Source organism: Pseudomonas sp. IT-196MI5 (assembly GCF_949767415.1).
Lineage (GTDB): Bacteria > Pseudomonadota > Gammaproteobacteria > Pseudomonadales > Pseudomonadaceae > Aquipseudomonas.
Genome location: NZ_CATKPZ010000011.1, coordinates 126,178 through 139,414, shown reverse-complemented (window position 1 = coordinate 139,414; position 13,237 = coordinate 126,178). Strand labels below are relative to the sequence as shown.

General features: G+C 58.7%; 11 protein-coding genes. 3 read left to right on the top strand and 8 right to left on the bottom strand.

Annotated elements, in window-relative coordinates; translation table 11 throughout:
- The first annotated feature begins 91 nt into the window (after positions 1-91).
- The gene (locus ACM6IK_RS08195; protein ID WP_218430303.1) at positions 92-1,000 is read left to right on the top strand and encodes a LysR family transcriptional regulator; all 909 of its coding nucleotides are present in this window, start codon (positions 92-94) and stop codon (positions 998-1,000) included.
- Between the two features lie 197 nt (positions 1,001-1,197).
- On the opposite strand, the gene ACM6IK_RS08190 is transcribed toward ACM6IK_RS08195, so the two are convergent.
- The 5 genes from ACM6IK_RS08190 to ACM6IK_RS08170 form a co-directional block, all read right to left on the bottom strand.
- Positions 1,198-1,899, bottom strand: coding sequence for an ABC transporter ATP-binding protein (locus tag ACM6IK_RS08190; protein ID WP_108216734.1), 702 nt, complete (start codon positions 1,897-1,899; stop codon positions 1,198-1,200).
- Entirely contained in the window at positions 1,900-2,667 is a 768-nt protein-coding gene (gene livG, locus ACM6IK_RS08185; protein ID WP_108216735.1) for a high-affinity branched-chain amino acid ABC transporter ATP-binding protein LivG, read from the bottom strand.
- Positions 2,664-3,920 carry a high-affinity branched-chain amino acid ABC transporter permease LivM gene (locus tag ACM6IK_RS08180; RefSeq protein WP_414873904.1) on the bottom strand — a complete coding sequence of 419 codons (1,257 nt, stop codon included), beginning with the start codon at positions 3,918-3,920 and terminating at the stop codon, positions 2,664-2,666. The genes livG and ACM6IK_RS08180 overlap by 4 nt, the downstream gene beginning before the upstream one ends.
- A complete protein-coding gene (gene livH, locus ACM6IK_RS08175) occupies positions 3,917-4,840 on the bottom strand; it encodes a high-affinity branched-chain amino acid ABC transporter permease LivH (protein ID WP_008147295.1) in 924 nt (307 codons plus the stop codon). Before livH ends, ACM6IK_RS08180 begins: the two co-directional genes overlap by 4 nt.
- A gap of 232 nt (positions 4,841-5,072) precedes the next feature.
- Positions 5,073-6,200, bottom strand: a complete 1,128-nt coding sequence (locus ACM6IK_RS08170; protein ID WP_414873903.1) for a branched-chain amino acid ABC transporter substrate-binding protein — start codon at positions 6,198-6,200, stop codon at positions 5,073-5,075.
- A gap of 352 nt (positions 6,201-6,552) precedes the next feature.
- Here ACM6IK_RS08170 and ACM6IK_RS08165 point away from each other — a divergent pair, with 352 nt between their 5' ends.
- Positions 6,553-6,858, top strand: coding sequence for a DUF2288 domain-containing protein (locus ACM6IK_RS08165; RefSeq protein WP_414873902.1), 306 nt, complete (start codon positions 6,553-6,555; stop codon positions 6,856-6,858).
- A gap of 316 nt (positions 6,859-7,174) precedes the next feature.
- Here ACM6IK_RS08165 and ACM6IK_RS08160 read toward each other — a convergent pair whose 3' ends face one another.
- Positions 7,175-9,370, bottom strand: coding sequence for a hypothetical protein (locus ACM6IK_RS08160; RefSeq protein WP_414873901.1), 2,196 nt, complete (start codon positions 9,368-9,370; stop codon positions 7,175-7,177).
- A 197-nt stretch (positions 9,371-9,567) separates the two neighbouring features.
- Here ACM6IK_RS08160 and ACM6IK_RS08155 point away from each other — a divergent pair, with 197 nt between their 5' ends.
- The gene (locus ACM6IK_RS08155) at positions 9,568-10,464 is read left to right on the top strand and encodes an NAD(P)-dependent oxidoreductase (protein WP_414873900.1); all 897 of its coding nucleotides are present in this window, start codon (positions 9,568-9,570) and stop codon (positions 10,462-10,464) included.
- Here the strand turns inward: ACM6IK_RS08155 and ACM6IK_RS08150 are convergent.
- Both ACM6IK_RS08150 and ACM6IK_RS08145 read right to left on the bottom strand, forming a co-directional pair.
- Complete coding sequence (locus ACM6IK_RS08150) at positions 10,421-12,637, bottom strand: putative bifunctional diguanylate cyclase/phosphodiesterase (protein WP_414873899.1); 2,217 nt, start codon at positions 12,635-12,637, stop codon at positions 10,421-10,423. The genes ACM6IK_RS08155 and ACM6IK_RS08150 overlap by 44 nt on opposite strands.
- A gap of 148 nt (positions 12,638-12,785) precedes the next feature.
- Positions 12,786-13,151, bottom strand: coding sequence for a YkgJ family cysteine cluster protein (locus ACM6IK_RS08145; protein WP_108216743.1), 366 nt, complete (start codon positions 13,149-13,151; stop codon positions 12,786-12,788).
- Positions 13,152-13,237 lie beyond the last annotated feature (86 nt).

Below are 13,237 nucleotides of genomic sequence, written 5' to 3'. Positions count from 1 at the left end.
TATGGGTTGAACAAGGCATCAGTTTAGGGTGGTTTTTTCTCTAGATAAGCGCACTAATAGGCAACCTTTGGTTTTCAAATGGAAACAATCCATGAGCGAGATGGATGACCTGGCCGCGTTCGCCGTATTGATCGAAGCGGGAAGTTTCACCCTGGCGGCGCAGCAGCTCGGTTGCAGCAAAGGTCAGCTGTCCAAGCGCATCAGCCAGTTGGAAGCGCAGTTTTGTGTGGTGCTGTTGCAGCGCACCACTCGCCGTTTGAGCCTGACGGCAGCCGGTGCTGCGTTGTTACCACAGGCTCAGGCGCTGGTGGTGCAAGTCGAGCGGGCGCGTCAGGCGCTGGCGCGGCTGAAGGACGACATGGCCGGCCCGGTACGGATGACAGTTCCGGTATCACTCGGGGAAACCTTCTTCGATGGCTTGTTGCTGGAGTTCTCCGCCAGGTATCCCCAGGTGCAGATCGAACTGGAGCTCAACAACAGCTACCGCGAACTGTCCCGCGACGGCTTCGATCTGGCGATTCGTTCTGACGTGGCAATTGACCAGCGACTGGTGGCGCGTCCGTTGCTGGCTTGGCAAGAACTGACCTGCGCCAGCCCGGCTTACCTGGAGCAATACGGTGAACCGCAAACGCCCCAGGCGCTGGCCGAACATCGTTGCCTGCTCAACAGCCATTACAGCGGCCGCGAAGAATGGCTGTATCACCAGCAGCATGAATTGTTGCGGGTGCGGGTGTCAGGGCCGTTCGCCAGCAATCACTACAACCTGTTGAAGAAAGCCGCATTGGTCGGTGCCGGTATTGCGCGCCTGCCATCCTACTGTTTGCCAACAGAACTGGCCGACGGGCGTTTGCGATGGCTCCTGCGCGATTATCAGACCCGCAGCATGCCGATGTATCTGGTGCATCCGTATCAGGGCGGATTGCCCAAGCGCACGCAGGTGCTGGCGGATTATTTGATCGGGTGGTTCAAGCGCAGTGGGGAGGTGCTGGATCGGCTGTGACAAAAAACATCTGACACCGTATAGACCCTGTGGGAGCGAGCCTGCTCGCGAATGCGGTTTATCATTCAACATCTTTGTTGGCAGACACACAGCTTTCGCGAGCAGGCTCGCTCCCACAATGGATCTTCATTGTTTGCGAGGTTGTTGCCGGCATAAAAAAAACGGCCCGAAGGCCGTTTTCTGTTTACCGCAATGGCTTAGCCGCCGAGGTACGCTTCGCGCACTTTCGGGTCGGTCAGCAATGCTTCACCGGTGCCTTGCATCACCACCCGGCCGTTCTCCAGCACGTAGGCACGGTCAGCGATTTTCAGCGCCTGGTTGGCGTTCTGTTCGACCAGGAACACCGTCACACCGTCCTTGCGCAGTTGTTCGATGATGTCGAAGATCTGCTGGATGATGATCGGTGCCAGGCCCAGCGACGGCTCGTCGAGCAGCAACAGCTTGGGCTTGCTCATCAGCGCACGGCCGATGGCGAGCATTTGCTGTTCGCCACCGGACATAGTGCCGCCACGCTGGGCGAAGCGTTCCTTCAGGCGTGGGAAAAGTCCGAGGACCTTGTCCATCTGTTCCTCATAGTCGCCTTTGGCGGTGAAGAAACCACCCATGGAGAGGTTTTCTTCCACGGTCAGGCGGGAAAACACCCGACGGCCTTCCGGTACCACGGCGATGCTCTTGCGCATGATCTGCGAGGAGTCCTGGCCGACCAGTTCCTCACCCATGTAGCGGATGCTGCCGCTGTGGGCCTGCGGCGAACCGCAGAGCGTCATCAGCAGGGTCGATTTGCCGGCACCGTTGGCACCGATCAGGGTCACGATCTCGCCCTGGCGGACTTCGACGTTGACGCTGTGCAGGGCCTGGATCTTGCCGTAGAAGGTGGAAACGTTTTCGAACTGCAGCATTTACGCTTCCCCCAGGTAGGCTTTGATCACTTCAGGATTGTCGCGGATCTGCTCCGGCGTGCCGTTGGCCAGGGGCGTGCCCTGGTTGATCACGACGATGTGGTCGGAAATGCTCATGACCAGTTTCATGTCGTGTTCGATCAGCAGCACGGTGACGTTGTGCTCTTCACGCAGCATGCTGATCAGCGCCTTGAGGTCTTCGGTTTCCTTCGGGTTCAGGCCTGCGGCCGGTTCGTCGAGCATGAGGATCCGCGGACGGGTCATCATGCAGCGAGCGATTTCCAGACGACGTTGCTGACCGTAGGCCAGGGTGCCGGCAGGACGGTTGGCAAACGCCTTGAGGTTGACCTTGTCCAGCCAGTACTCGGCGAATTCCATGGCCTCGCGCTCGCTTTTGCGGAACGACGGCGTCTTGAACAGACCGGACAGGAAGTTGGTGTTCAGGTGACGGTGCTGGGCGATCAAGAGGTTCTCGACCGCGGTCATGTCCTTGAACAACCGCACGTTCTGGAAGGTGCGCACCACGCCCTTGAGGGCGATCTTGTGGCCGGGCAGGCCCTCGATCGACTCGCCGTCCAGCAGGATGCTGCCGCCACTTGGCTTGTAGAAGCCGGTCAGGCAGTTGAACACGGTGGTCTTGCCGGCGCCGTTAGGGCCGATCAATGCCACGACCTGTTTTTCCTTCACGCTCAAGGCCACGCCGTTGACCGCCAGCAAGCCGCCGAAGCGCATGCTCAGGTTTTCTACTTTGAGGATCTCGCGGCTCATTTGCGCAGCTCCATGTGAGGACGTTGCATGGGCAGCAGACCTTGAGGACGCCAGATCATCATCAGCACCATCAAGGCGCCGAACATCAACATGCGGTATTCACTGAACTCACGCATCATTTCCGGCAACAGGATCATTACCGTGGCCGCGAGTACGACACCCAGTTGCGAGCCCATTCCGCCCAACACCACGATGGCGAGGATGGTGGCCGACTCGATGAAGGTGAAGGACTCTGGTGTCACCAGGCCCTGACGCGCGGCGAAGAAGCTGCCGGCGAAACCAGCAAAGCAGGCACCCAGGGTGAAGGCTGAAAGCTTGATGATCGTCGGGTTCAGACCCAGTGCACGGCAGGCGATTTCGTCTTCACGCAGGGCTTCCCAGGCACGGCCCAGAGGCATGCGCAGCAAGCGGTTGATGACGAACAGGGCGAACAGCGCGAGAAACAACGCCACCAGGTAGAGGAAGATCACCTTGTTGATCGAGTTGTATTCCAGGCCGAAGTACTCGTGGAACGTCTGCAGGCCTTCAGCCGCTTTACGTTCGAAGGTCAGGCCGAAGAACGTCGGTTTCTCGATGTTGCTGATGCCGTTCGGCCCGCCCGTGAGGCCGGTCAGGTTACGCAGGAACAGCCGGATGATTTCACCGAAGCCCAGCGTCACGATCGCCAGATAGTCACCACGCAGACGCAGGACCGGGAAGCCCAGCAGGAAGCCGAAGGTGGCCGCCATCATCCCGGCAATCGGCAGGCAGATCCAGAAGCTCAAACCATAGTAGTGCGACAGCAGCGCATAACTGTAGGCGCCGACGGCATAGAAGCCGACATAACCGAGGTCGAGCAGGCCGGCCAGGCCGACCACGATGTTCAGGCCAAGGCCGAGCATCACGTAGATCAGCACCAGCGTGGCGATGTCTACCGCGCCGCGAGAGCCGAAGAACGGCCAGATCAGCGCACCGGCGATCAGCGCGATGATGATCCAGCGTTGGGTGGTCGGCAGGGTCAGGAAGTTGCTGGCCTTGGCCGGAATCAGCGGCATGCTGGGCGAGGAGCGCCAGGCCGAGCTGATCTGCTGGTCGAACAGTACACGAAGGAACATCAGCACCGAGCACGCGGCGATGGTGATCAGCGTTGTAGTGCTGGTGCCATGGACTTCGAGGTCGATGCCGACGATGGTCAGCTTCAGACCGAGTACCGGGTAGGCAACGGCCCACACCAGCAAGGCACTGAACAGTGCCTGTTTAAGATTCCTAGTCATACTTTCTCAACCTCCGGACGTCCCAACAGGCCGGTTGGCCGGAACAACAACACCAGAACCAATAGACCGAACGCCACGACGTCCTTGTACTGGTCGCCGAAGATATCGGCACCAAAGGCTTCCGCCACCCCCAGCACGATCCCCCCGAGCATGGCGCCGGGGATGCTGCCGATACCACCCAGTACCGCGGCGGTGAAGGCCTTGAGGCCGACCAGGAAACCGGCGTTCGGGTTGATCACACCGTATTGCATGCTCAGCAGCACGGCCGCGATGGCCGCCAGTGCGGCACCGATGACGAAGGTCAGGGCGATGATGTTGTTGGTGTTGATACCCAGCAGGTTGGCCATCTTGATGTCTTCGGCACAGGCGCGGCAGGCGCGACCCAGGCGAGAGCGGGAGATGAACAGCGTCAGGCCGAGCATGGCGACAAAGGTCACCACGAACACCACGATTTGCATGTAGGAAATCAGCACTTCATGTGCGCCACCTGGCCCGATGGAGAAGTTGCCGGGGATCAGGTTGGGGATGGATTTGTCCTTGGAGTCTTGCGCCAGCAGAACCGTGTTCTGCAGGAAGATCGACATGCCGATGGCGGAAATCAGCGGGATCAGACGGTTGCTGCCGCGCAAGGGGCGGTAGGCGATCCGTTCGATGCTGTAGCCGTAGGCACTGGTCACGACGATGGTCGCGAGAAAAGCGGCGGTCATCAACAGCGGAACGCTGTCGAGTCCCATCATGGACAGGCCCGCGATGGCGATGAACGCCACGTAGGAGCCGATCATGTACACCTCGCCGTGGGCGAAGTTGATCATTCCAATGATGCCGTAAACCATCGTATAGCCGATGGCGATCAGGGCATACGTGCTGCCAATGGTCAGACCATTAACCAGCTGTTGGAAAAAGTGATAGATGTCAGGCATTACAGCGCTCCTAAAAACCTGATACGCATTTCACTGGTGGAGTCATTTTCCCGCCCGAGCCCCGTGGATCTGCATCCACTTCGAATTCGGGGTTTGCCAGCGAACCGCTGATGACGGTTTTGAGATTTTCAGGTGGGGAGACTGGCGGATCACGCCAGCGCGGCCCAATACGTTCGTAAAATAAAGCCCACGGCACGCCGTGGGCTTTATTGGCAGTCAGTCAGGCAACGCCTTACTGAGGCTTGGCTTCAGTTTTAGGTTTGCCGAAGTGCCACTCGTAAACCACAAATTTGAAGTCTTTCAGGTCGCCCTTGGCGTCGAAGCTCAGGTCGCCAGTCGGGGTCTTGAAGGTGCCGGCGTGGATGGCTTCAGCCACTTTGGCGGAGTCTTCGGACTTGGCAGCCTTGATGCCTTCGGCGATCACTTCCACAGCCGAGTAGGCCGGGAACACGAACGGACCGCTCGGGTCTTCTTTCTTGGCTTTGAACGCATCAGCCAGGGCGATGTTGGCCGGATCCTGGTCGAAGGACTTCGGCAGGGTCACCAGCAGGCCTTCGGAAGCGTCCTTGGCGATCTGCGAAATGGAGTCGTTACCCACGCCTTCCGGACCCATGAATTTGGCTTTCAGGCCTTTTTCCTGGGATTGACGCAGGATCAGACCCAGCTCCGGGTGGTAGCCGCCGTAGTAGACGAAGTCGACGTTGGCTTGCTTGAGCTTGGAGATCATCGACGAGAAGTCTTTGTCGCCGGCGTTGATGCCTTCGAACACGGCAACTTTCACGCCTTTGCCTTCCAGGGTTTTTTTCACGGCGGTGGCGATGCCTTCACCGTATTGCTGTTTGTCGTGCAGGACGGCAACGATTTTCGGTTTTACGAAATCGGCAATGTAGTTACCGGCGGCAGGGCCCTGGGCGCTGTCCAGGCCGATGGTGCGGAACACCATTTTGTAACCGCGGCTGGTGATGTCCGGGCTGGTGGCAGCCGGGGTGATCATGATCACGCCTTCGTCTTCGTAGATGTCCGAAGCCGGTTGAGTGGAGCTGGAGCACAGGTGACCGACCACGAACTTGACGCCATCGTTGACGACTTTGTTCGCGACCGCTACCGCTTGTTTTGGATCACAGGCGTCATCGTATTCAACGGCTTCGAGTTTCTTGCCGTCCACGCCGCCCTTGGCGTTGATCTGCTCGATGGCCATTTTGGCGCCACTGAACTGCATGTCGCCGTATTGGGCTACAGGACCGGTTTTAGGGCCGGCGATGCCGATCTTGATGGTGTCAGCTGCGAACGAATGGCTGGCAACCCCGGCCAGAACCATAGCGGCAAACAGTTTGGAAATCTGCTTAGTAGCCTTAGTCATAGTGCTCCACTCTTACTGTTGTAGTTTTTATAGTCCTGGCGCCGATGGCAGCAGAACCGGGTCAGATATCCACGACATCCCCCCGGAAATGCCCCCCGGCAACTGTACCGGTACAGTGTAGAGCGCCGATTGTCAGCCTGGGAAGGCGGCGCCGGGGGGCAAAACCTGCAAGTGTCGCTTTATTGAAAGAAAAAGACAGAATTGCGGCGAGGGTCTTGAAGGGCTTATAGCCGGATTCAGTGCATTCCCTGGCTTTACTGCGCTTTTCATTTCGGTCACTCAATTGCATCCGGGTTTTTCTGCCAGACCACCGACGTTATCATCTACGTCGATTTCTTTTCCGGACAGTCCCATGAATCAAGAACCTAGCACCCTCTATGCCAAGCTGCTTGGTGAAACCGCATCTATTACCTGGAAAGAGCTGGAGCCGTTCTTCGCCAAGGGTGCCCTATTGTGGGTCGATCCTGGCCTGGATTTGATCGCCGCCGCTGAGGCCGTGGCCCAGGATGAAGGAGAGAAAGTGGCTGCCTGGCTGGCCGCTGGCAAGCTCGCCAAGCTGTCTGAGACGCGGGCGCTGGATCTTTTTGAACGTGATCCACAGTTGTGGGCCGTGGTTGTTTCGCCGTGGATTCTGGTCCAGGAAAGGGCGCAGGCTTAAAGGTTGCACCTGAATGGTGCGCTTCTTTCGGAGGGAAAAGTGTGTAGCCGAGTAGCGTGATGGCATGTTGCCGTAGAGAAAGGCCACAGCTTCACGGTGACGTAAACGTAACGGGAACAGTTGAGAGGGCAACTGAACGCCTGCTCAATTGTTTCTGGATGTTGGGAATTCGGATTTTCCAGTGCCCATAAGGGCCTCATCGCGGGTAAGCCCGCTCCCACAGGTTCCGGAGGTGTACACAACATGTGTGAACGACCGAGAACACTGTGGGAGCGGGCTTGCCCGCGATTGGGGGCGACTGGGTATCAAACCTGGATCAGCAAGTCTTGCCCGTATGGTTATTCAACGAAATGACCTTGGTCTTGCCAATGCGGTGACGGTAGATCTCGCGCAGGTATTTGATCGATTTCTTCACGCAATCCCGGGACAGGCGGATGTCGTTGATCGAGACGAATTTGTCCTTGTCGTTGATCAGCTCGCGGTACTTCTTCTCGTACATCGGCTTGATCGCGTACCAGTTGGTATCGAGGATCTTCGCCGGGTTCTCGAATTCGTTGAGCAGCTCGTCGATCCGGTCTTCATCGAACTGGTCGTTGATGATGAAGTCCAGGATCGAGTTGTCCAGGGTCTCGTCGAAGCGGTACGGGTTTTTCGCGAAACAGCGCTTGATGAAGGCCACGATCAGTGTCAGGAAATCGTCCGACAGGCACGGGCTCTTGGCGATCAGGGTGGTCAGCGACAGGTTGGCCGAGGCACCGATCACCAGCGCGTAGCGCTTGAGCGTGGTGTTGGGGAACAGGCTGTTGAGGTGCGTCTTCAACCGGTTCAAATCCATGTAGGACAGCTTGTAGTCCTTGGGCAAGGAAACGATCGACACCACCGACGAGCAATTCTTGAAGAAGTGCAGGTCATGCAGGGCCGCCGCGTCGTACCCCGAGTTCTTGTACTGCTCCAGCGATGCGCGATAGCGCTTGGACTCGATCGGCAACAGGCTGATGCCTTCGATGGCCTGGGTGACCTTGTTGAAGTGCGGCAGGTCGATCGAGCGGAAGAACAGGTCGTCGATGTTCAGGCGCTGCGGCTCTTTCTCGAACACCTTGAATTTGTCGCTGCTCGGCGGCGGGGTTTCCGGCACCACGGACTCTGCGTAGGCAATCGCCACCGGGCCGGCCAGGCTCATGAACAGGTCGTTGGCGTCCAGGCGGATGGTTTCGCCGATGTCGATGCCGGCGCGCCGGAAGTAGTTCTGGTCGTAGTCGGTGGTCACCGCCTGGGCCGTGAGAATGTTGAAGATCTGCTGTGAGATGTATTGGTTGGCATGCTTTTCCATGGCATTGACATCAATGTTCTGGATATTGCCGTCATCGTTCTCTTCGGCGTAACGCATGATGTCGTTGGAGATCAACATCATCGCGTTCCAGGGGCGAATGCGGCCCATGACGCTGGCTTCGCTGCTGTCTTCGTTGGCGAAGTTGTAGGAGAAGTCCCACTCTTCCGACAGGTATTTGCACAGCAGGCGGCCGGCGTTGATGTGCAGCGCCTCGGACATTTCACTGCGGTGATCGGAAATGTTCGGCAGTACGCAGATGCCACTGGTGAAGATCGGTTCGAAGACGAAGGCGTGGCCGCTCTTGCTGTCGTGCTCGTCCATCGGTTTGGTGTCGAACGTCTTGTTCATGTACGAGTGCTGCTGGGCCAGACCGAACTCCGAGGCCATGCCCGAACCGGTACCGCCACCGGCACTGAAGATCGAGAAATACAGGCGCGACTGATTGGCCTTGATGCCGCAGCTGTCGATCAGGTACGAGTGGATCATCTTCCAGTCAGGGCTGGAGAAACGCTGGGTGTCCTTGTTCAGGATGATCTTGGCCAGGTACTGGCCGAGGATCGGCGCGTTACCGGCGCCACCGGCGTGGACTTCCGACAAGTCCATGATTTTCATCTTGCTGTAGTCGCGCAGGAAACCGCTTTTTTCGCCCTTGCGCGAGAAACGGATGCGTCCGGCGATGTCCTTGTCCAGGTCGCCGAGCATCACCAGTGGTTCGACCAGAAACACCGGCTTGGTGTTTTTGTTCTGGCCCAGGCGCAGGTTGTTACGGATCCACTGGGCCGGGCTGTAGCCGGTTTCGGCAAAACGCTTGTCCGGCGACAGGCGATCTTCGTTGTTGAATTCGTTGAGGTAGAACTTGCGGGCGTTGTACACCAGCTCCGCCACGTCCAGCGCAATGTTCGAGCCGCAGCGGCCCAGGCCGATCAGACACACCGACGGGAACTCCTGATCGTTGTGCTGTTCGCTGTCGCCCTCCAGATGCGGTGCGCGCGGGAACACCATGTCGCGCAGGCCGTCGAGGTTGTCGAGGATACGGTCGGTGTTGGTTTCGGTGAAGTACAGGTATTGCTGGGTTGCCAATGGGCGCGATTGAATCAATGGCTTCGGTGATGACGGGCTGTTGGCCGCGGGGCTCAACGTCAGATCGGTTACCGCTGTGGCCGGGTTGTTTTTAGAAGTCATTGTTCGCCATCTACCTGGGCTGATTGGTTGGCCGACTCGCAGTCGTCGAACCGTCACGGAATACAATCGCGTCTTTTTTTCAGCGCGTACCTGGACCATGCCTTGGTCCTTGGCCTGAGCATCACTCGGCGTGAATCCTTTCCTGAGTCATGATGGATCGGCCAATATTCGGTGATCTTTAATCAAAAGGAGGCAAAATGATGTCAATGCTACCTGCGCTGGGATTTGCCGGGATCGGCCTGATGGGGTTGCCGATGTGCCGGCGCCTGTTGGCGGCGGGTTATCCGCTGGCGGTATGGAATCGCAATCCGGACAAGTGCAAGCCGCTGGTGGAGGCCGGCGCACGCCAGGTCGCCAGCCCGGCAGAACTGTGCCAGCACGCGGACCTGGTGATGTTGTGCCTGGCGGATACGTCGGTCGTACGCGAGGTAGTGTTTGGTCCGGCAGGCATTATCGAGGGGGCAAAGAAAGGCCAGTTACTGGTGGACTTTTCCAGCCTGGAGCCTAACGCCACGCGGGAAATGGCCGCAGAACTCGCCGGTAAAACCGGCATGGGCTGGCTCGACACGCCGGTGTCCGGCGGTGTGGTCGGGGCCGAAGCCGGGAGCCTGGCGATCATGGTGGGTGGCGAGTCACAGGATCTGGATCGGGTTCGTCCCGTTCTGCTGAGCCTGGGGCAACGTGTGACGCACATGGGCGGCGTCGGGGCAGGGCAGGTGACCAAGGCGTGTAACCAGATGATCGTCGCCTGCAATGCCTTGGTGATTGCCGAAGTGGTCGCGCTGGCGGAGCGTTCCGGGGTTGATGCCAGCCTGATCGCCGAAGCGCTGGCCGGCGGCTTTGCCGATTCGAAACCCTTGCAGATCCTGGCCCCGCAGATGGCTGAAAACCGCTTCGAACCGATCAAGTGGCATGTGCGCACGTTGCTCAAGGATCTGGATACAGCGGTAAGGTTTTCGCGAGAGCAAGGCTCGGCGACACCGATCAGCGGCCTGGCCGCGCAGTTGATGCGCCTGCATGGGAGTCAGGGGTTCCTTGAAAAGGACCCCTCTACATTAGTGCAGATGTACCGTGAGCCAGGCTCAGCGTCGTGACGGTACAGGCGTGCTCGCGCTGATTGATTTCGTTCAACACCGGATGCAGTTCGGCCAGCGGCACCGGCCGACTGAGCAAATAGCCCTGAACGAAATCACAGCCATGGTTTTCCAGGAACTGATATTGCTCGAAGGTTTCAACCCCTTCGGTGACCACTTGCAGGTGCAGGGTATGAGCCATGACGATGATCGCCTGGACAATCTCCATGTCCTGGGTGGCCTTGGGGATGTCCTGGATGAACGAGCGGTCGATTTTCAGTGTGTTGAGCGGCAAGCGCTTGAGGTAGGCCAGGGAAGAATAGCCGGTGCCGAAGTCATCGATCGACAGCGACACGCCGAGGGCACGAATTTGTCGCAGCAACATCAGTGTGTTGGCGATATTGCCCATCAGGGCGTTTTCCGTGACTTCCAGTTCCAGCTGGTGGGGCTTCACACCGGCGGCTCGCAATGCGGACTCGATTTCATCGGCCAGTTCTACGCGTGCCAGGCTCAGGGGTGAGCAGTTCACGGCGATCTTGAGGTCTGCACAACCCAGGCGCGACAACTCACCCCGATCCTCGCAGGCCTTGCGCAGCACCCAGTTGTCCAGTTCGGCGATCAGGCCGTTGGCCTCGGCGATGGCGATAAAACGATCCGGCACGAGGAAACCATGGACCGGGTGTTGCCAGCGGATCAAGGCTTCGAGCTTGCTGACCTGTCCGGTCTTGAGGTCGTAGATCGGTTGGTAATAGAGCATCAGGCCGGTGTCTTCTCGCAGGGCATGGCGCAGTTCTTCTTCCAGTTGCAGTTCCAGTGTGGCGCGGGTTTTCAGGTCGGCGCTGAAAAAACTCAGGCCGTTGCGGCCACGGCCCTTGGACTGATATAGCGCAAGGTCGGCGTTCTTCAGCAGTTCTTCACAGGTCTTGCCATCCTCCGGAAACAGGCTGATGCCGATGCTGGTGGTCATGACCATGCGCCTGCCGGCCAGTTCGATGGGCTCCTTCATTTTCAGCATGATGCGTTGGGCCATCTGCCGCGCCTCTTCACGATCATGCAGGTCGATAAGCAGGCAGAACTCGTCGCCACCGAAGCGCGCGACCACATCCTCGTGACTGCGAACCGAATTCTTGATGTGCCCGGCAAGCACTTTGAGCAGTTCGTCACCGGCATCGTGGCCAAGGCTGTCGTTGATCCGCTTGAAATGGTCGATGTCCAGGAACATGACCGCCAGCATCCCGCCTTTGTTGGTTTTCTCGATGAGTTTTTCGGCGAAGACCTGGTTGAATCCGCGGCGGTTGATCAGGTTGGTCAGCGCATCGTAGTGCGCCACCTGTTGCAGCGACCTGCGCGCCTGGTCCAACTGGCCGAGCAGGGAGTTGACCCGTTGCAGGTCGTGGTCCTTGCGTTGCAGTTTCTTGTCCGCCAGCGCCGCGCTGATGCTGCTGCCGATGATCAGCAGGGTCATGACCGCCACGGTCAGTGCCAGTTGCAGTTGGCTGTGATCGCCGGTTTGCGCTGGCAGGCTGCCTTCGGGCAGCACCAGGTTGAAGGCGGCCATGGCCGTGAGATGCATACTGAGGATGCCAGCCCCGAGCAACAGGCTGGCGCAGTATTTGATGAGCTGATGCAGCATGCCGGCGCCGTCGCGCAGATACCATGCCAGTAACAAGGCTGCCAGTGCGGCACCGATCGCGATCGCGATGGAAAGGGCAAACAGGCCCTGATGGTAATAGACCGAGGCATTGGCGTGCATGGCCGTCATGCCCACGTAATGCATGGTCGCGATACCCAGGCCGATCCCGACCGATGACGTGAGGCACTGTCGCAAACTCAGCTCGGGAAGGCTGAGGGTATGCATGGCCAGCCACGCGGCGAGCAGCGCGATGGTTAGCGAGAACACCGTGACAGGCAGTTGGTAGTGAAGAGCGACAGGCGCCTGGAATGCCAGCATCCCGACGAAGTGCATGGCCCAGATACTGCCAGCCAGGCATCCGCTGCCAACCCAGCGCCAGAGCGTTTGGGAAGCGGATTTTTCAGCGTGAGCAACCCGTTCGGCCATGTCCAGTGTCGCGAAGCTGCCGACACAAGCGACCAGATAAGCCAGCAACACCAGAAAAGGGTCATGTGTGCAATTAAGTATGACCTGCCCACTCTCTGGTAGCTCGGTAAGGAAATGCAAACCAGGCCACTCCATAGCACGCCCCATCGTTATCCATCAGGCCGGCGCAAGGAGCGCCAGCGAATGTCCTGGAGTATAGAGGGCGTGGATGGAGCGCAAGCGATAGTGGCATATTGATGCCAAACATTTTGATATTAACTTAATAGCGAATAGTGCTAATACATCAGGCGATGTGTTTCTGCGGCGTCTCGAATGCGGGTTGCAGGGCCGGCAAGCCGAAAGCGGCACGGGCCGCGTCGCAATCGGGATTGGCCAGGCCATCGACCCACGAAGCGTCGAATTCCCGGCAGGTGCTGGAGCGTTTTTCGTAAATCGAGCACTGCACCGTACTGCCCACGTCTCCCACCAGGCTGGTGCAACGCACGGGTTTGCAGCCGGTGCCGAGCATCGCGACCCGACTGGGACTGATCTGCTCGACAAGCTCATCGGGTACCGTTCCTCCGGACGAGGCGCATTCACCCCAGAAAAATGACACGCGAAAATGAGAACAGCAGGCACCGCAATTCAGACACGGACTGGCTTCGGACATGGGCGATTATCGTAAGGAGGGGTGGAGACACAGGGGGGAATCAAGCCCGCTATTCTAGGCTTCGCCAACGGCTTGGGAAGGGGGGG